Below are 17396 nucleotides of genomic sequence, written 5' to 3'. Positions count from 1 at the left end.
GGCCGGCCTTCGCCGGCGTTGCTGTCGATCTACACTTGTCGCGTCGTCGCCCCCGCCAGAGCGCGGTCGAGCAGGCCGAGGCCTTCGTCGAGTTGCGCGTCGGTGGTCACCAGCGGCGCCAGGAAGCGGATCACGTTGCGGTTGACCCCGCACTTGATGACCAGCAGCCCTTCCTCCCTCGCCGCATCGATGATGGCCTGGGCCATGGCAGCATCCGGCTTTCGGGATGCGCGGTCGGCCACGATCTCGATCGCCTGCATGAAGCCGAGACCGCGGACATCGCCGATCACGGCGTAGCGCTGGGCCAGCGCCTCCAGCCCTGCCTTCAGGCGTTCGCCCAGCGCGACGGAACGTTGCAGCAGGCCGTCATGCTCGAAGGCATCCAGCACGCCGAGCGCCGCGGCGCAGGACAGGGCGTTGCCGCCATAGGTGCCGCCGAGCCCGCCTGGCGCGGGTGCGTCCATGATGGCGGCGCGTCCCACCACGCCGGATAGCGGCAGCCCGCCAGCCAGGCTTTTCGCCACCGTCACCAGGTCCGGCTTCAGCGTGGCGTGTTCATAGGCGAAGAGCGTACCGGTGCGGCCGAAGCCCGACTGGATCTCATCCAGGATGATGAGGATGCCATGCCGATGCGCGATTTCCTGCAGGCTGCGCAGGAAGAAGGGCGATGCCGCAAGGAAGCCGCCATCGCCCTGCACGGGCTCGATCAGGATCGCCGCCACCCGGTCCGGCGCGACTTCCGTCGCGAAGATGTCCTCCAGCGCCGCGAGCGCCATCGCGTCATCGATCCCGCGATAGGGGTTCGGGAAGGACGAATGGAATATTTCGGGTGCGAAGGGACCGAAATTCTGGCGGTAGGGCGCGCTCATCCCCGTCAGCGTCGTGCCCAGAAGCGTGCGGCCGTGGAAGCCGCCGCGGAAGGCGATGATGGCGGGGCGGTTGGTGTGGGCGCGGGCGATCTTCACCGCATTCTCCACCGCCTCCGCACCCGAGGTGAAGAAGGCCGCCTTGTAGTCGTCACCCCCGCCGACCAGCGCGCACAGCCGCCGTGCAAGGTCGACATAGGGCGCATAGGCCGCGACCTGGAAGGCAGCATGGGTGATGCGGCCGAGCTGCGCCTGCACCGCCGCCACGACGCGCGGATGGTTGTGGCCGAGGTTGAGCACGCCGATGCCGCCGACGAAATCAAGGTAGCGGCGCCCATCCATGTCCCAGACTTCGCTGCCCTGGGCACGATCCAGCACCAGCGGATGCGCCGTCAGCACGCCGCGCGGCACGTGGCGCGCGCGGTCCTCGATCACGGCGGTGGTCCTCTCGCGCGTCTCGGACATCGGGTCTTTCGTCCTGCCTGATAGCGAAAGCCTAGGGTCGGGACGGCGGCGCGATACGCTTCAATTCGATGCCGGACAGTGGAAGTGGCATGTTCCGCCACCCCCCTGCCGCAGAAGATTCTGCGGTGTTCAGTCCGCCGTGGCGCCGGAGGCCCGCACCAGCGGCCCCCACAGCGCCGTCTCTTCGCGCACATAGGCGGCGAAGCGATCGGGGCCATAGCCCGGCATGGTGGGCGTGCCGAGTTCCGCCAGCCGCCCGGCGACCACCGGATCGGCGAGTGCATGCTGCACGGCGGCCGACATCCTTTCCTGCACCGGGCGCGGCGTTGCGGCGGGACCGAAAAGGCCGAACCAGGAATAGGCGGGGTAGTGCGGCACGCCGGCTTCCCGCAGCGTCGGCACATCCGGCATCACCGGGGAGCGTTCGTCGGAAGTGACGAAGAGGCAGCGGACCGTGCCCGCCTGGTGGTGCGGCAGCAGCAGGCCGGTGATGTCATGCATGAAGTGGATCTGGCCCGCGACCAGCGCGGTGATCGTCTCCGCCCCGCTGCGATAGGGAACATGGACCGCCCGCGCGCCGATCCGCGTCAGGAAATTGGCGCTGGCCAGGTGGCCGGTGGCGCCGATGCCGTTGCTGCCATACTGGTAGCGGTCGGGTGCCGCGCGCAGTGCCTCGATCAGCGCGGCGGGCGTGCGTGGCTCGAAATCCTTCGTCGTCACCGCCAGCACCAGCGGCACGAAGACCGTGGCCGCGATCGGCGCCAGGTCGCGGATCGGGTCATAGGGCAGGCGGCGGTACAGCGCGGCGGCGATGCCGATGGAGGACAGGGTTGCATGCACGAAGAGCGACCCGTCCGCCGGCCCCTTCGCCACCACATCCGTGCCGATGGTGCTGCCCGCCCCCGGCCGATTCTCGATGACCAGCGGCTGGCCCAGATATTCCGTCATCCGCGGCACCAGCATCCGCAGCGTCACGTCGGTGCCGCTGCCGGGGCCGAAGGGCACGATGATGCGGATGGGGGCGCCGGTTTGCGCCAGTGCGGGGCTGACCAGGGCAGGGCTGGCGAAAGTGGGGCCCGCCAGCGCGAGGCTGGCCAGGAGATGGCGTCGGCGGAGCGGGGGCAGCGTCATCCGGGGGGTCCTTGCGCGAAGCGGTTGATGTGGAAGGGCTCGATGGGAATGCCGGCGCTGCCGGTCGCGATCAGTTCCGCCATGGTGGCGCCGACGCCGGGGCCCAGCTGGAAGCCATGGCCGCAGAAGCCGAAGGCGTAGAACAGGCCGGCGACCTTGCCGCTCGGCCCCATCACCGGGATGTCGTCCGCCATGTAGCCCTCCACCCCGCTCCAGCTGCGGATGATGGACAGTGCGCGGATCGGCGGCAGCAGCCGCGCCAAGTGGGGCAATTGCGCCAGCATGTTCAGCGGATCGAGCCGCGCGCGCTTCGTATCCAGCGATGCCTCGCTGCGCGCGCCACCGCCGAAGACGATGTTCCCGCGCTTCACCTGGCGGAGGTAGACGCCTTCCTCCTTCACCGTGGTCGCGATGCCCATGACCGGGGCGATGCGGTAGGGCATGGGCTCCGTCACCCCCATCTGCGGCGCGGCCGGGGTGATCGGCACGGGTTCTCCGAGGGCCGCCGCCATCCGCCCGCCCCAGGCGCCGGCGGAGACCTGCAGCAGCGGCGCGCGGAAGGGGCCGATCGCCGTCTCCACGACGAAATCCTCGGCGGACTTCACGATGCCCAGCACCGCCGCGCCTTCATGCACGATCGCCCCCGCGCGGCGCGCGGCGCGGGCGAAGGCGGGGGCGGCCAGCCGCGGATTGGCGTGGCCGTCGAGCGGTGAATGCGACGCCATCCGTGCGGACGGAGAAAGGTAGGGAAACCGGTCCCGCAACGCGTTCCCGGTGATGAGGTCGAGATCCAGCCCCCATTCCCGCGCCGCCGCCGCATGCGCCACCAGCCGCGCTTCATCTTCCTCCCGGAAGGCGATGCGGAGATGGCCGGAGGGCAGGAATTCCGCATCCTCCCCGATGATTCCGGGCAGGTCGCCCCAGATGGCGCGCGACCGGTTCGCCAGGGGCAGTTGCGGCAGGAAGCGGCCCTGCCGGCGGACATTGCCGAAATTCGTGCCGCTGGCATGGCTGCCGACCAGGTCGCGCTCCAGCAGGATCACGGAAAGGCCGCGCTGGCGCAGGAAGAAGGCGGTGGCGGTGCCCATCAGCCCGCCGCCGACGATGATGACATCGGCCTGGTTCATGGCGCGGCCTCCGTCGCCACGGGCAGGGGCTTCACGGGGGCGGCGCCGCGCAGGCGGCCGGCCTGCTCCACCGGGATGCCGCGCGCGGCGGCCAGCACCTCCGCCGCCGCCGGGCCGCACATCCGCCCCTGGCAGCGGCCCATGCCGGTGCGGCTGAAGGCCTTGGCGCGGTTCACCTCCGGCGCGCCGTATTCGCCGCCGGCCTGGCGCAGCGCGCCCGCGGTGATGGCCTCGCAGCGGCAGACCAGGGTTTCGCCGGGCAGGGCGGCGGCGAGATGCGCGGGATAGGGAAAGGCGCGCTCCAGCCCGCGGCGGAAGCGCGTCATGCCCGCCAGCCGCCGGCGTAGCGTCACCATTTCCAGCTCATCCACCGCCAGGCCGGAATCGCGCAGCGCCGCGCAGGCCGCGAGCCGCCCGGCCAGTTCCGCCGCATCCGCGCCGCGGATCTGCGCGCCATCCCCGGCCAGGTAGACGCGCGGCACGCTGGACCGCCCATCCCCGTCGGTCACCGGCAGCCAGAGCCTGGCGCCCGCATCGAAGGCGAAGTCACAGCCCGTGAGGTCCGCCAGCTGCGTTTCCGGCCGCAGCCCATAGCCCATGCCGATGGCGTCGCAGCCCGTGCGGTGTTCCACACCCGCCGCGTCCCGCCAGTGCAGCGCCGCGACGCGGTCTTCCCCCTCCACGCCGAGCGGCGTGATGCCGGTGGCGATCCGCACGCCCGCCCGACGCAGCGCGACGGTATAGGCCAGCCCGCGCGCCAGCAGCCCGGGCCGGGCGGCCAGCCAGGGCGCCGCCAGCATCCGCTTCGCGAAGGCGCTGGTATCGAGCACCGCCCGTACCGCGGCGCCGGCCCTCAGGTATTGCCAGGCGACGAGGTAGAGGAGCGGCCCCGTGCCCAGGAAGACCGGTGCCTGCCCAATGGTGCAGCCCTGCGCCTTCAGCGCGATCTGCGCACCGCCCAGGCTGGTGACGCCCGGAAGGGTCCAGCCCGGCAGGGGCATCAGGCGGTCCGTGGCGCCGGTGGCCAGGATCAGATGCCGGAAGGGGAGGCTTTCGGACTGCCCGGCGCGGTTCACCAGCAGCGCCCCGTCGCGGACTGCCCAGACCAGCGTCCCAGGCCGCCAATCGACAAGCGGGCGCAGATCCTCCGCTACCTGGTGCAGTGCGCGGGCCTTGGCGGAATCCGCGCCATAGAGCGCCTCTGCTGGCCGACGAAAACCCTCGGGCTGGCGGCGGTAGATCTGGCCGCCATCGCGCGCCGATTCCTCGAGGAGGATCGGCCGCAGCCCCGCCGCGACCAGCCGTTCCGCCGCACGGATCCCGGCCGGGCCGGCGCCCACGATGATCACGCCGGGCTCCGTCACGGCCATGGCGCGGCACCGGTCAGGATGCGCATCCCCGCCTCGGCCGGGGTGGAGCAGGCGCGCAGCCTTCCGCCTGCCTCCGTCCACACCCAGCAATCCTGGCAGGCACCCATGAGGCAGAAGCCGGCGCGGGGGCCATCGCCGAACTCGCTCTCCCGCAGCCTGGTGCCTGCCACCAGCAGCGCGGTCAGCAGCGTATCGCCGGCCAGCGCCGTGATGTCCCGCCCATCGACGGAAAGGCGGAGCGATGGGCGATCGACCTCCGCCACGCGGTGCAGCAATCCTGTCATGGCGCAACGCTCGGCGCGCCGGGCCCGCGCTGTCCAATCGCCAATCGGCCCTGTTGCATAAGGCCGCCCTATGGGTGGACCATCCGCCCATGAACGCCCGCCAGATCGAGGTCTTCCGGACCATCATGCGCCTCGGCACGCTGACCGGCGCGGCGCAGGCGCTCAACGTCTCCCAGCCCGCGCTCAGCCAGTTGCTGCTGCATGCCGAGGACCGGCTGGGCTACAAGCTGTTCCGTCGCCTGCGCGGGCGCCTGGTGCCGACGCCGGAGGCCCAGCTTCTGTTCCCCGAGGCCGAGCGCCTGCACCGTGACATCGAGGGCTTCCGGCGGTTTGCCGAGGGGCTGCGGGAGGGGGAGGCGGGATCCGTCCGCCTTGTCGCCTCCGCCCCCCCATCGCTGTCCTTCCTGCCGCGGGCGCTGGCTGCCTTTCGCGCCGGCCTGCCGGGTGTGCACCTTTCCGTTTTCGTCGTGCCGCAGCAGATCGCGGTGGACATGCTGGGCCGCGGCGATGCCGACCTCGGCGTCGCCTTGTCGGACAAGGCCGCGCCGCTGGTGCAGGCGGAGACGATCGGCCATGCGGAGTTGCTCTGCGTGCTGCCCGCGCGCCACCGCCTGGCCCGCCGGAAAGCGGTCGGGCCGGCGGATCTGGTGGAGGAGACGCTCATCTCCTACCGCAAGGAAAGCCTGCCGGGGCAGTTGCTGGACCAGGAATTCGCCCGTGCCGGCATCCCCTTCCGACCCCAGGTGGAGATCGATGTCTCCATCATCGCGCTGTCCTTCGTGCAGCAGGGCATTGGGGTCGCGGTGGTCGATGGGTTGATTCCCTGGCTGGCGCATCCGGGCCTTGTGGTCCGGCCCTTCCGCCCGCTGCTGCGCCTGCCGATCGCCGTGCTGTGCGGCACGCGCAGGCCGCTTTCCCTGCAGCAGGAAAGGCTGCGCGCCGGGCTGCGGGACGCCTTCGATGCCTATGCGGCGGATCCCGTCTCGCGCGGCCTGCTCACCCCCGCATAAGCCGCCCTTATCGATTGCGGCCGAATTCCTCTTGGACAGGCGGCGCCCGTGCGGGCGTGCTGGCGCGGTTCAGGAATGGGGGTTGCGGCGCATGGGCTGGCGCATCGGTGTCGATATCGGCGGCACCTTCATCGATTTCTGCGCGCTGGATGACGCGACCGGCGCCATGCACACGCTGAAAGTGCTGACCACGCCGGATGAGCCGGGGCGGGAGGTACTGGAAGGCGTCGGCCTGCTGCAGGCCCGCCACGGGCTGGACCCCGCCGGCGTGACGGCCTTCGTCCATGGCACCACGGTCGGCATCAACACCGTCATCCAGCGCAAGGGCGCGACACTCGCCCTGCTGACCAATGCCGGGTTCGAGGATGTGGTGGAACTCGCCCGCCTGCGGATGCCGGAGATGTACAGCCTGTTCTGCGCGCGGCCCGATCCGCTGATCCCGCGCGACCTGGTCTTCGGCGTGCCAGGCCGCGTGCTGGCCGATGGCACGGAGGCGGAGGCGCTGGACCCCGAGGCGGTGCGCCAGGCCGCGGCGCGCGCCCGCGCGGCCGGCGCCGCCGGGATCGTCGTCTCCTTCCTGCACAGCTACCGAAACCCGGCGCAGGAACAGGCGGCCAGGGCGATCATCGAGGCGGCGGAGCCGGGCCTTTTCGTCTTCTGTGGGGCGGCGATCTGGCCGGTGATCCGGGAATACGAACGCACCACCACCGCCATCCTGAACGGCTATGTCCATCCCCGCGTGGACCGCTACCTGGAATCGCTGGAAGCGGCGCTGGCGGCGCGCGGCGTGGCGGCGACGCCGATGATCACCAAGTCGAATGGCGGCATCATGCGCGCGGCACTCGGGCGCCGCGCCTGCGTCTCCATGCTGCTGTCCGGCACCGCATCCGGGGTCATGGGCGCCGCCTTCCTGGCCCGTGCGGCGGGGGTGGACCGGGTGCTGACGCTCGATATCGGCGGGACCAGCGCCGATGTGGCGCTGATCCTGGATGGCCAGCCGCAATTCGGCACGGGGGAGATGATCGGCGAATTCCCGCTGCATGTCCCCTCCGTCTCCGTCTCCTCGATCGGCGATGGCGGCGGGTCCATCGCCACCGTCGATGGCTTCGGGATGCTGAAGGTGGGGCCGGAAAGCGCGGGATCGACCCCCGGCCCCGCCTGCTACGGCCGCGGCGGTGACCGCGCCACCATCACCGACGCGCTGGCGGTTGCGGGGCTGCTGGGCCATGTGCCGCTGGCCTACAATTCCGTCGCGATGGATCGCGGCCGCGCCGCGGCGGTGGTCGCGCCCCTTGCCGCCCGGCTGGGCCGCACGGCGGAGGAGACGGCGGAGGCGATCGTCGATGTCGCCATCTCCTCCATGTTCGCGGAGGTCAACAAGCTGGTCGCCCGCTACGGCGTGGACCTTCGGGACTTCACCCTGCTGCCCTTCGGCGGCGCCGGGCCCATGCTGGGCTGCCTGCTGGCGCGCGAACTCGGCATCGCGCGCGTCATGATCCCGCGCCGGCCCGGCGTGGTCAGCGCACTCGGCGGCCTCATCGCCGATGCCAAGACCGATGTCGTGCGCACGCTGTTCCTGGATCTGGAGGTCGCCAACCTGCCCGCGCTGCGGGAGGCGCTGGCCGCGTTGCGGGCAGAGGGCGAGCGTTGGCTGCGGGATGGCCAGCGCTACGAGGGACCCATCACGCTGCACCTGACGGCCGATATGCGCTACCGGGGCCAATCCTTCGAAATCGAGGCACCGCTGGAGCCGGCGTGGATCGAGGCTGGCGACATGGCCGCGCTGCGGGCCGCCTTCGACCGGCAGCACCACGCCATCTACGATTTCCACGATGCGGCGGCCGCCATCCAGGTGGTGAACCTCCGCATGGTCGTCATCGGCGCCACCACGCCGCCCCCGATGCAGGCGGAGCCGCGCGCGGAGGGGCCGCCCATCCCCGAACATCCTGTACGCGCCTGGCTGGATGGAGCCTGGCGGGACGTGCCGCTGTTCCTCCGCGCCAACCTGCATCACGGGCATGAATTCCACGGCCCCGCCATCGTGGCGCAGGAAGACAGCACCGCGATCATCCCCGCCGGCTTCGCCGCGCATGTCGATGCGCTCGGCAACCTCCATCTCTCGGCAGAGGCATAAGGCGATGGACAAGGTCACGCTCCAGGTCTTCTCCAACCACGCGCGCGCGGCGGCGGAGAACATGGCCTACACCCTGTACCGCACCGCCCATTCGACCTTTGTGAAGGAGACGGAGGACTTCACTGTCCAGATCCTGGAACCCGGCGGGCAGGTCGCCGCCGTGCCGATGGATTTCGGCGCCACCTGGTATCCCGGCATCGACTACGGCACCGCGATCGGCATGATCGATGGCTATGAGCCCGGCGATATCGGCTTCACCAACGACCCCTATAGCGGCTTCCTGGCCACCCATGTCCCCGACCTGCACATGTGGAAGCCGATCTTCGAGGATGGGGAGATCCTCGCCTGGGCCTGCGGCCACATCCACAACACCGACATGGGCGGCGCCGTGCCCGCCAGCCTGTCCCGGACGCTGACCGAGGTGCACCAGGAAGGCATCCGCTTCCCGCCCATGAAGATGGTGGCGCGGGGCGAGCTGAACGACCAGGCGCTGCGCATCATGCTGCTGAACGTGCGCAAGCCCGAACAGAATCTCGGCGACCTGAAGGCCTTCCGCGGGGCACTGGACACGGGCGAACGCAAGCTGCGCGCGATGATCCGCAAATTCGGCGTGGAGGGCTTCAAGCGCAACATCGCCGGCTTGCTGGACTATGCCGAGCACCAGGCGAGGGAGGCGCTGCGCTCCATCCCCGATGGGGAATACTGCTTCGCCGATTACTGCGACGAGGACGGGCCAGATGGCAACCCGGTGCGCCTGGCGCTTCGCCTCGTCATCAAGGGCGATGAGGCGATCCTCGACTTCACCGGCACGGATCCGCAGCTGACTTCGGCATTGAATGTGCCCACGGGCAGCCATCCACGGCATACCCTGCTGTTGGTCGGGGTCTACTATGTCCTCTACACCCTGAACCCGAACCTGATGCTGAACGCCGGCCTCACGCGCCCCTTCACCTGCATCGTGCCGGAAGGCACGGCGCTGAACCCCGTCTTCCCCGCCGCCGTCGGGATGCGGAGTCTCACCTGCGCCCGGCTGCGCAGCCTGATCTTCGGCGCCTTCTCGCTGGCCATGCCGGAACGCATGCCGGCGGCGCCGGCGGGCAGTTCGTCGATCCTCAATGTCATGACCACGGACAACCGCACGCGGCGCAGCGTGCTGGCGGCCATCAACCCCATCGTCGGCGGCGGCGGCGGCATGCCCACGCGCGACGGCACCAATGGCTCCGGCGCCGACAGCGCCTACCTCAAGAACACGCCGGTCGAGATCACGGAGACGGAGGTGCCGATCCGCATCCTCCGCTACGGGCTGATGCCGGATAGTGGCGGCGCCGGGCGCTGGCGCGGCGGGCTGGCGACGGCGCTGGATTTCACGGTCTTCGCGCCCAATTCCCGCGTCACTGCCCGCAACCGGGACCGCTGCCGCTTCCGGCCCTGGGGCACGCTGGGCGGCAAGGCCGGCGCGCCATCCGACTTCGTGCTGAACCCCGGCACCACGCGGCAGAAGGTGCTCGGCAATATCGACCTGGTCACCATGGACCCCGGTGATGTGCTGCATATCCACTCCCCCGGCGGCGGTGGCCGCGGGGACCCGCTGGAGCGGGAGGCCGATCGCGTCGCGCAGGATGTCCGCCGCGGCTATGTCTCGGCGGAGGCCGCCGCGCGGGACTACGGCTTGGTGCTGCGGGATGGCGCCGTGGACGAACCCGCGACGATGGCGCTGCGTGCCAGCCTGCGGGGCCCCGCGGCGGGGCATTTCCATTTCGGGCCGGAACGCCTGGCGCATGAGCGCATCTGGACAGATCAGGCCTATGCGGAGATGACGGCGATCATGAACGAGCTTCCCTTCCACTGGCGCTTCTTCGTGAAGACGCGGCTTTTCGCCCTGCTGCGGGAGCCCGCCGCCGATGGCGCGGCGGCCGTCCGCGCCGCCTTCGCAGAACTGCGCGCCACCTATCCGGGCCTGGCCGCCTGATGGTGGGCACGCGGTTCCTCGACCCTGTCGAGAGCGACACGACGCTGCCGGAGGCGGTGGACCTCGTCGTCATCGGCGCCGGCATGATCGGCGTCGCGGCGGCCTATGCGGCGGCGAAGGCGGGCCATTCCGTGGCCCTGCTGGAAAAGGGCGTCGTGGCGGGGGAACAATCCAGCCGCAATTGGGGCTGGTGCCGCGTGCTGAACCGGGATGAGCGGGAGATCCCCCTCATGCAGCACAGCATGGCGCTGTGGGACCGGCTGCCGGCGGAAATCGGCGCCGATATGGGCTTCCGCCGCGCCGGGCTCACCTACGTCACCAAGGACCCCGCCCAGCTCGCGGGCTGGGAGGCCTGGCTGGACAAGGCGCGGCCCTACCAGCCTACCGCCCGCATCATCGATGCGGCGGAGGCGAAGCGGCTGACGCCGGGGAATGAGCAGGATTGGATCGGCGGTGTCGTCTCTCCGCATGATGGAAGGGCGGAGCCCGCGATGGCTGCGCCGGCCCTGGCGCGCGCGGCGCGGGCGCTGGGCGTCTCCCTCCACCAGAATTGCGCGGTGCGTGGGCTGGACATGACGGGCGGGCGCGTCAGCGGCGTCTTCACGGAACGGGGGCGAATCCGCTGCCAGTCCGTGGTGCTGGCGGGCGGCGCCTGGGCGTCCATGTTCCTGCGCCGTCACGGCATCGACATGCCGCAATCCTCCGTCCATTCCACGGTCTTCGCGACCACCCCCGCGAAGCAGGTGTGCGACGGCCCGCTGCTGACGCCGGATTTCATCCTGACGCCGCTGCCGGATGGCGGCTACCTGGTCGCGGCCAAGGCGCGGGGGCGGCTGGAACTGACCCCGGCCGGCATCCGCTACGCCCGCCAGTTCCTGCCGAGCCTGATGGCGAATTGGAAGCTGGTCGAACTGCGCCTGGGGCGTTCCTTCTTCGAGGGCCCCGATGCCTGGCACGGGCGCTGGTCCTTCGATGCGCCCACGGTGTTCGAACGCATGCGCGTGCTGGATCCCGCGCCGAAGATGGCGATCATCGAGCCCTCGCTGCGGGAGATCGTGGCCGCCTATCCGGAACTCGCGGGCATCCAGGCCGCGCGCATCTGGGCGGGGTGGATCGATTCCACGCCGGATGCGGTGCCGGTCATCAGTACGGTGGATGCCCTGCCGGGGCTGGTGGTCGCCGCGGGCTTCAGCGGCCACGGTTTCGGCATCGGGCCTGGCGCGGGGCGGCTGGCGGCGGACCTTGCGACCGGCGCGCCCTGCATCGTGGACCCCGCGCCCTTCACGCTGAAGCGCTTCGCGCCGGGGGCACCGCGGGCGGTGGGGCGGTCGGGCATCTGACGAGAGGCTGATCGAGCCTGCCAGCGGCCGAGGGACCGCCGGGGCAGACCGGCCTGGCGCGCGGATGATCGCCAATCCACGGATGCCGCTTTGTGCCGCCCGTGCCACCGGCGCCACTTGGTGCCACCTGTCGCCATCGCCGCGCTCGCCGCCCAGGACGCCGCTGGATGCCGCCATCGCGGCGGCGCTGGACGGGATCGACGCTATTGCTGCCACGGGTGGCATCGATGTGCTGGTCATCGGCAGCAGGCGCCTTCTCGCGCTGCGGTTCGCACCACGACCCTGGCGGCCAGAGGGCCATCACGGGTAGGGTTGCCGGCACCGATCCTCCTGGCCGGCCTCGCGCTTCGGCGCGGGCAGCGTTCGCGCTTCGGCGCGGGCAGCGTTCGCGCTGCGGCGCGGGCAGCGGCGGTTCCAGGGGGGTTCCGGCGTGATGGATGTGCTGGTCATCGGCGGCGGGCAGGCAGGGCTCGCCGCGGGTTACTTCCTGCGGCGCACGGGCCTTTCCTTCGCCATCCTGGACGCGGCGGAGGAGCCGGGCGGCGCATGGCGGCACGGCTGGGATTCGCTGACCCTCTTCTCCCCGGCGCAGCATTCGTCGCTGCCGGGCTGGCCGATGCCGGTGCCCGCCGGTGGCGGCTATCCGCCCCGCGACGCCGTCATCGCCTATCTCGCGGCCTATGAGGCACGCTACGCGCTGCCGGTGAGGCGGCCATTGCGGGTCACGGGCGTGCGGCGGGCCGCGGAGGGGCTGGTGGCGGAAGCCGCGACAGGCGAGCGTCTGGCCGCGCGGGCGTTCATCAGCGCGACCGGCACCTGGTCTCGCCCCTTCATTCCCGCCATTCCCGGCGGAGAGACGTTCGCCGGCCGCCAGATCCACTCGGCCCAGTACCGGCGGCCGGAGGCCTTCGCCGGACTGTCGGTGCTGGTGGTCGGCGGCGGCAATTCCGGCGCGCAGATCCTGGCCGAAATCTCCCGCTACGCCGCGCGCGCCACCTGGGTCACGGAACGCGAGCCGGTGTTCCTGCCCGATGACGTGGATGGCCGCGTGCTGTTCGAACGCGCCACCGCCCGATGGGAGGCCGAGCGCGCGGGGCTGCCGCCACCGGCGCAGTTGGGCGGCCTCGGCAACGTCGTGATGGTGGCGGCGGTGCGGGAGGCCCGCGCCCGCGGCGTCCTGGGTAGCGTGCGGCCGTTCCAGCGGCTCGAGCCCGGCGCGGCGGTCTGGCCGGATGGCACGCGGATCGCGGCGGATGCGATCATCTGGTGCACCGGCTTCGGCCCGGCGCTGGACCATTTGGCGCCGCTCGGCCTGGCGGGCGCGGAAGGCCGTGTCGCGGTGGGTGCCGAGGGCCAGGCCGTTGGGGAGCCTCGACTCTGGCTGCTGGGCTACGGGGATTGGACGGGCATGGCCTCCGCGACCTTGGCGGGCATCACGCGCGCGGCGCGGGGCACCGTGGCCGGCATCGCCGCCAGCCTCGTCCCCAGCTTTGTCCCCCCGGCAGCGGGCTGACGGCGCTGTTCCCGGTGGCGTCACGCAAGCTTCACGCCGCTGCCGAATTGCTTCGATTATGCTGGAAGCATGGATATTGAGCGGGCTGCGGCTGGCTTCACGGCGCTGGGTCAGGAGACCCGGCTTGAACTGATGCGGGTGCTGCTGGCTGCCGGCCCCTCGGGCCTGGCCGCGGGCGACATCGCCGCCAGGCTCGGCGTACCGGCCTCGACCCTGTCTTTCCATCTGCGGGCGCTGGAGCAGGCGGGGCTGGTGGCGGCCACCCGCCATGGCCGAAGCCTGGTCTATGCACCCCGGATCGCCGCGCTGCGCGCCCTTGTCGCCTTCCTGGCCGAGGCCTGCTGCGACGGCGACCCGGACCGCTGCGGCGATATCAACCGCCTGTTCGACACCCCCAGGGAGACCGGCCGAATGCAGCCGCCCGTGTTCAACGTGCTGTTCCTCTGCACCCGCAACGCTGCCCGTTCCATCATGGCAGAGGCGATCCTGGGCCGGATCGGGGCCGGGCGCTTTCGCGCCTTCTCCGCCGGCTCGGCGCCGGCCGGGGAGGGGCCGCTGCCGGAGGTGCTGCAACAGCTGAAGGCGCTCGGCCACGACGTCTCGACCCTGCACTCGAAATCCTGGGACGAGTTCACCGGCCCCGGCGCGCCGCGGATGGATTTCGTGGTTGCCCTGTGTGACACGCTGGCCGGCCAGGCCTGCCCCGATTTCGGGGATACGGTGATCACCGCCGCCTGGCCGCTGCCGGATCCCGCCAAGTTCAGCGGCAGCCCACCGGAACGCGCGACGCTGCTGAATGAGCTTTACGCCGCGCTGCACCGGCGCCTGTCCATCTTCGCCAGCCTGCCCTTCGGCTCTCTGGACCGCATGGCGCTGAAGGCGCGCCTGGATGAGTTGGCGCAGCCCGGCGTGGCGGTGCGGGCATGAGGGTCGGCATCTCCGGCATGGGCCGCATCGGTCGGCTCGCGCTGCGCGCCGCGATGGGGGCGGCGGAGCGGCAGGAGGATGACCCGCGCCGGGGCAACCGGCTTGATGTCGTCCACGTGAACGAGATCAAGGGTGGTGCGGTGGCCTGCGCCCATCTGCTGGAATTCGACAGCGTGCAGGGCCGGTGGCGCGCGCCGATCGCGGCGGAGGGCGATGCCATCCGCATCGGCGACCATCGCCTCGGCTTTTCCGAGTACGCGAAGCCGGCGCAGATTCCCTGGGGCGATCTCGGCGTGGATGTCGTGCTGGAGTGCACGGGGAAGTTCCTCGACCCCGAGACGATCGGCGGGCATCTCCGGCGCGGCGCGAAGCGGGTGATCGTGGCGGCGCCGGTGAAGGTGGACAGCGTGCTGAACGTCGTCGTCGGCGTGAACCACCAGCTCTACGATCCGGCGCGGCACCCCATCGTCACCGCTGCATCCTGCACCACAAACTGCCTCGCCCCCGTGGTGAAGGTTGTGCATGAGGCGATCGGCATCCGCCACGGCCAGATCACCACTATCCACGATCCCACCAACACCAATGTCGTGGTCGATGCGGCCCACAAGGATCTGCGCCGGGCGCGGTCCGCGATGCTGAGCCTGCAGCCGACGACGACAGGCAGTGCGACGGCGATCGCGCTCATCTATCCGGAACTGAAGGGCAAGCTGAATGGCCATGCGGTGCGTGCGCCGGTGCTCAATGCCTCCTTGACCGATTGCGTGTTCGAGATGAAGCGGGAGACGAATGCCGAGGAGGTCAATGCCCTGTTCCGGGAGGCTGCCGCCGGGCCGCTCGCCGGGATCCTCGGCTACGAGGCCCGGCCGCTGGTCAGCGCCGATTACGCGCGCGACACCCGCAGTGCCATCATCGACGCGCCGAGCACGCTGGTCACGGACGGGACGCTGCTGAAGATCTACGCCTGGTACGACAATGAGATGGGCTACGCCTGCCGCATGGTCGACCTGGCCTGCCACATGCGGGGCACCGGCATTTGAACGCGGGCACGCGGCACTACGCCATCGTCACGGCCGCCTATTGGGGCTTCACGCTGACGGATGGCGCGCTGCGGATGCTGGTGCTGCTGCACTTCTTCCGCCTGGGCTATTCGCCCTTCACCCTGGCCTTCCTGTTCCTGCTTTATGAGGCCGCGGGCATCGTCGCGAACCTGGTCGGCGGCTGGCTGGCAACGCGCTTCGGCATCACGCGGATGCTGGCTGTCGGGCTTTCCGCCCAGATCGCGGGCTTCCTGATGCTGTCGGCGATGTCGCCGGCCTGGGCGGCGGCGCTTTCGGTCGCCTGGGTGGTGGCGGCGCAGGGCGTCTGCGGCGTCGCCAAGGACCTGACCAAGACGGCGAGCAAATCCGCCATCAAGCTAACGGCCGGCGATGCCAGCGGCCAGCTGTTCCGCTGGGTGGCGTTCTTCACCGGCAGCAAGAACGCGATGAAGGGCGTGGGCTTCTTCCTCGGCGGCCTGCTGCTGGACGTGCTGGGCTTCAGGGGCGCTCTCTGGGTCATGGCGGGGGGCCTGGCGCTGATCCTGGCCGGTGTCGTGCTGACGCTGCCGCCGCTGATGGGGCGGGCGAAGGCATCCCGGTCCGCGAAGGAGCTGTTCGCGAAAAGCCGCGGCGTGAACCTGCTGGCCGCCGCGCGGGTCTTCCTTTTCGGCGCGCGGGACGTGTGGTTCGTGGTCGGGCTGCCGGTGTTCCTCTACGCCGCGGGTTGGCCCTTCACGATGGTCGGCGCTTTCCTCGCGCTCTGGACCATCGGCTACGGGCTGGTGCAGGCGGCGGCGCCCGCGCTGGTCCGCCGCAGTGCCGATGGGCTCTCGGCCGAGGTGCCTGCCGCGCGGCTCTGGTCGCTTGCGCTGGCCTTCGTGCCGCTGGCGCTGACGGCCGCCCTGCTGGCCGGGGTGCCGCGGCCGGACCTGGTCGTCGTCGCGGGGCTTGCGCTGTTCGGCTTCGTCTTCGCGGTGAATTCCTCTGTCCACTCCTACCTCGTCCTCGCCTATGCCGGTTCGGCGAAGGCGGCGGAGGATGTGGGCTTCTACTACGCCGCGAATGCCGCCGGGCGCTTCGGCGGCATCCTGGTGTCGGGGATCCTCTTCGGCCTGGGTGGCCTGCCGGCCTGCCTGGCCGGTTCGGCCCTCATGCTCGCGGCGTGCTGGGTTGTGACGCTCCGGCTGCCATCGATGCGGGATGCGCCCTGACGGTCGCGGCCTGCAACGGCCTCATCACGGGGCCGCAGGGCGCTCTGCCTGCGGCAGTGCGTGCTCGATGTCCCGCACCACGCGACGCAGCGGCTTCAGGCACTGCCGCATGCCGTCCTCGATTGGAACCGCGCGTGCCACCCGGTCGCAGCGCATGGCCGCGCCGGCGCAGCAGCGACGATTGCCGGGTGGGGGAAGCGCTTCGGGCCACGGGGCGCCGGAGGGACAGCGCCCCTGTTCCTCGTTATCCCGATGCCTGCGCCGCCCGCCGTTCCAGCGCGAGCCGGACGAATTCCCCGGTACTGCCGAGGTGCTGCGCCAGCAGGGTGGCGGCGCCCTCCGCATCGCGATTCAGCGCCGCCTTGGCGATCGCCGCGTGTTCGACAGCGACATCGCGGCCCGGATAGGCGACGGCATTCGCCAGGGCGCGGTAGCGGTCCGCTTCCTCTCTCAGGCGCTGGCAGAAGGCGAGCAGCGGCGGGGCCTCGCAGGCGGAAAGCAGGACGGCGTGGAAGGTGCGGTGGGCGACCTCCCAGGCAGGGTTGGGCACGAAGCGGCCAGCTTCGAGGGAGCGTGGCAGCCGCATCAGCCGGCTTTCCGCCGCGGCGACGGCATCCTCCCAGCCGGCGTCGCCGCGGGCGATCGATTCACGCAGGGCCGCCGCCTCCACCAGGCAGCGCGTGCGGATCAGGCCGGTGAACTCGGCCGGGTCCGCATCGGCAACGCGAAATCCGCGCTGTTCGATGCGCCTCGCCAGCCCTTCCGCGGCCAACTGGGCGAGCGCTTCCCGCAGCGGTGCCTGGCCCGCGCCATAGGATGCCGACAATTCCTGCACCTTCAGCCTGATGCCGGGTGAAAGGCGGCCCTCAAGGATGTCGGAACGTAAGCGCCGGTAGACCGCCGTCGCCTGGGTATCGGGCGATGCGTGGCGGTCGGTCTCAGCGGCCATCGTGTTCATTGCCGGCGCACCATGGCGTGCCAATCCCGGCTCGACAAGTCGGTGAAACGAGCC

The 17396-nt window shown here is 71.0% G+C and carries 15 protein-coding genes; 9 read left to right on the top strand and 6 right to left on the bottom strand.

The features are described 5' to 3' along the window. Nucleotides 1-29: 29 nt before the first annotated feature. From gabT to ACTIE5_RS28380, 5 genes are all read right to left on the bottom strand, one after another. Complete coding sequence (gene gabT, locus ACTIE5_RS28400) at nucleotides 30-1331, bottom strand: 4-aminobutyrate--2-oxoglutarate transaminase (RefSeq protein ID WP_439553113.1); 1302 nt, start codon at nucleotides 1329-1331, stop codon at nucleotides 30-32. A 129-nt stretch (nucleotides 1332-1460) separates the two neighbouring features. Beyond that, a complete protein-coding gene (locus ACTIE5_RS28395) occupies nucleotides 1461-2462 on the bottom strand; it encodes a Bug family tripartite tricarboxylate transporter substrate binding protein (protein ID WP_439553112.1) in 1002 nt (333 codons plus the stop codon). After that, nucleotides 2459-3589 (bottom strand): NAD(P)/FAD-dependent oxidoreductase, encoded by a 1131-nt coding sequence (locus ACTIE5_RS28390; RefSeq protein ID WP_439553111.1) that lies wholly within the window; start codon nucleotides 3587-3589, stop codon nucleotides 2459-2461. The genes ACTIE5_RS28395 and ACTIE5_RS28390 overlap by 4 nt, the downstream gene beginning before the upstream one ends. Continuing rightward, on the bottom strand, nucleotides 3586-4959 hold the full coding sequence (locus tag ACTIE5_RS28385) for an FAD-dependent oxidoreductase (protein WP_439553110.1): 1374 nt from the start codon (nucleotides 4957-4959) through the stop codon (nucleotides 3586-3588). The genes ACTIE5_RS28390 and ACTIE5_RS28385 overlap by 4 nt, the downstream gene beginning before the upstream one ends. After that, complete coding sequence (locus tag ACTIE5_RS28380; protein ID WP_439553109.1) at nucleotides 4950-5243, bottom strand: (2Fe-2S)-binding protein; 294 nt, start codon at nucleotides 5241-5243, stop codon at nucleotides 4950-4952. The genes ACTIE5_RS28385 and ACTIE5_RS28380 overlap by 10 nt, the downstream gene beginning before the upstream one ends. An 89-nt stretch (nucleotides 5244-5332) precedes the next feature. On the opposite strand from ACTIE5_RS28380, the gene ACTIE5_RS28375 reads away from it, so the two are divergent. From ACTIE5_RS28375 to arsJ, 9 genes are all read left to right on the top strand, one after another. Then, nucleotides 5333-6253, top strand: coding sequence for a LysR family transcriptional regulator (locus tag ACTIE5_RS28375; protein ID WP_439553108.1), 921 nt, complete (start codon nucleotides 5333-5335; stop codon nucleotides 6251-6253). A gap of 91 nt (nucleotides 6254-6344) precedes the next feature. Next, a complete protein-coding gene (locus ACTIE5_RS28370) occupies nucleotides 6345-8387 on the top strand; it encodes a hydantoinase/oxoprolinase family protein (RefSeq protein WP_439553107.1) in 2043 nt (680 codons plus the stop codon). A gap of 4 nt (nucleotides 8388-8391) precedes the next feature. Continuing rightward, complete coding sequence (locus ACTIE5_RS28365; protein WP_439553106.1) at nucleotides 8392-10356, top strand: hydantoinase B/oxoprolinase family protein; 1965 nt, start codon at nucleotides 8392-8394, stop codon at nucleotides 10354-10356. Beyond that, entirely contained in the window at nucleotides 10356-11696 is a 1341-nt protein-coding gene (locus tag ACTIE5_RS28360) for an NAD(P)/FAD-dependent oxidoreductase (RefSeq protein ID WP_439553105.1), read from the top strand. The genes ACTIE5_RS28365 and ACTIE5_RS28360 overlap by 1 nt, the downstream gene beginning before the upstream one ends. A 64-nt stretch (nucleotides 11697-11760) precedes the next feature. Beyond that, on the top strand, nucleotides 11761-12006 hold the full coding sequence (locus ACTIE5_RS28355; protein ID WP_439553104.1) for a hypothetical protein: 246 nt from the start codon (nucleotides 11761-11763) through the stop codon (nucleotides 12004-12006). Between the two features lie 123 nt (nucleotides 12007-12129). Further along, nucleotides 12130-13209 (top strand): ArsO family NAD(P)H-dependent flavin-containing monooxygenase, encoded by a 1080-nt coding sequence (locus ACTIE5_RS28350; protein WP_439553103.1) that lies wholly within the window; start codon nucleotides 12130-12132, stop codon nucleotides 13207-13209. 69 nt (nucleotides 13210-13278) lie between these two features. Beyond that, a complete protein-coding gene (locus ACTIE5_RS28345) occupies nucleotides 13279-14136 on the top strand; it encodes a metalloregulator ArsR/SmtB family transcription factor (protein WP_439553102.1) in 858 nt (285 codons plus the stop codon). Then, on the top strand, nucleotides 14133-15173 hold the full coding sequence (locus tag ACTIE5_RS28340) for an ArsJ-associated glyceraldehyde-3-phosphate dehydrogenase (RefSeq protein ID WP_439553101.1): 1041 nt from the start codon (nucleotides 14133-14135) through the stop codon (nucleotides 15171-15173). The genes ACTIE5_RS28345 and ACTIE5_RS28340 overlap by 4 nt, the downstream gene beginning before the upstream one ends. After that, nucleotides 15170-16384 carry an organoarsenical effux MFS transporter ArsJ gene (gene arsJ, locus ACTIE5_RS28335; protein ID WP_439553100.1) on the top strand — a complete coding sequence of 405 codons (1215 nt, stop codon included), beginning with the start codon at nucleotides 15170-15172 and terminating at the stop codon, nucleotides 16382-16384. Before ACTIE5_RS28340 ends, arsJ begins: the two co-directional genes overlap by 4 nt. 244 nt (nucleotides 16385-16628) lie before the next feature. Here arsJ and ACTIE5_RS28330 read toward each other — a convergent pair whose 3' ends face one another. Further along, entirely contained in the window at nucleotides 16629-17333 is a 705-nt protein-coding gene (locus ACTIE5_RS28330) for a GntR family transcriptional regulator (protein WP_439553099.1), read from the bottom strand. Nucleotides 17334-17396 lie beyond the last annotated feature (63 nt).

The sequence above is a fragment of the Falsiroseomonas sp. genome, assembly GCF_051859025.1.
In the GTDB taxonomy this organism is placed as follows: domain Bacteria; phylum Pseudomonadota; class Alphaproteobacteria; order Acetobacterales; family Acetobacteraceae; genus Falsiroseomonas.
This window is presented reverse-complemented; position numbering and strand designations above follow the sequence as displayed.

Coding starts and splice junctions, on each gene's coding strand:
- ACTIE5_RS28345 (WP_439553102.1), top strand. CDS start 13,279: ATGGATATTGAGCGGGCTGCGGCTGGCTTCACGGCGCTGGGTCAGGAG.
- ACTIE5_RS28370 (WP_439553107.1), top strand. CDS start 6,345: ATGGGCTGGCGCATCGGTGTCGATATCGGCGGCACCTTCATCGATTTC.
- ACTIE5_RS28355 (WP_439553104.1), top strand. CDS start 11,761: ATGATCGCCAATCCACGGATGCCGCTTTGTGCCGCCCGTGCCACCGGC.
- ACTIE5_RS28330 (WP_439553099.1), bottom strand. CDS start 17,333: ATGGCCGCTGAGACCGACCGCCACGCATCGCCCGATACCCAGGCGACG.
- ACTIE5_RS28385 (WP_439553110.1), bottom strand. CDS start 4,959: ATGGCCGTGACGGAGCCCGGCGTGATCATCGTGGGCGCCGGCCCGGCC.
- ACTIE5_RS28365 (WP_439553106.1), top strand. CDS start 8,392: ATGGACAAGGTCACGCTCCAGGTCTTCTCCAACCACGCGCGCGCGGCG.
- ACTIE5_RS28340 (WP_439553101.1), top strand. CDS start 14,133: ATGAGGGTCGGCATCTCCGGCATGGGCCGCATCGGTCGGCTCGCGCTG.
- ACTIE5_RS28380 (WP_439553109.1), bottom strand. CDS start 5,243: ATGACAGGATTGCTGCACCGCGTGGCGGAGGTCGATCGCCCATCGCTC.
- ACTIE5_RS28375 (WP_439553108.1), top strand. CDS start 5,333: ATGAACGCCCGCCAGATCGAGGTCTTCCGGACCATCATGCGCCTCGGC.
- gabT (WP_439553113.1), bottom strand. CDS start 1,331: ATGTCCGAGACGCGCGAGAGGACCACCGCCGTGATCGAGGACCGCGCG.
- ACTIE5_RS28395 (WP_439553112.1), bottom strand. CDS start 2,462: ATGACGCTGCCCCCGCTCCGCCGACGCCATCTCCTGGCCAGCCTCGCG.
- ACTIE5_RS28350 (WP_439553103.1), top strand. CDS start 12,130: ATGGATGTGCTGGTCATCGGCGGCGGGCAGGCAGGGCTCGCCGCGGGT.
- ACTIE5_RS28390 (WP_439553111.1), bottom strand. CDS start 3,589: ATGAACCAGGCCGATGTCATCATCGTCGGCGGCGGGCTGATGGGCACC.
- ACTIE5_RS28360 (WP_439553105.1), top strand. CDS start 10,356: ATGGTGGGCACGCGGTTCCTCGACCCTGTCGAGAGCGACACGACGCTG.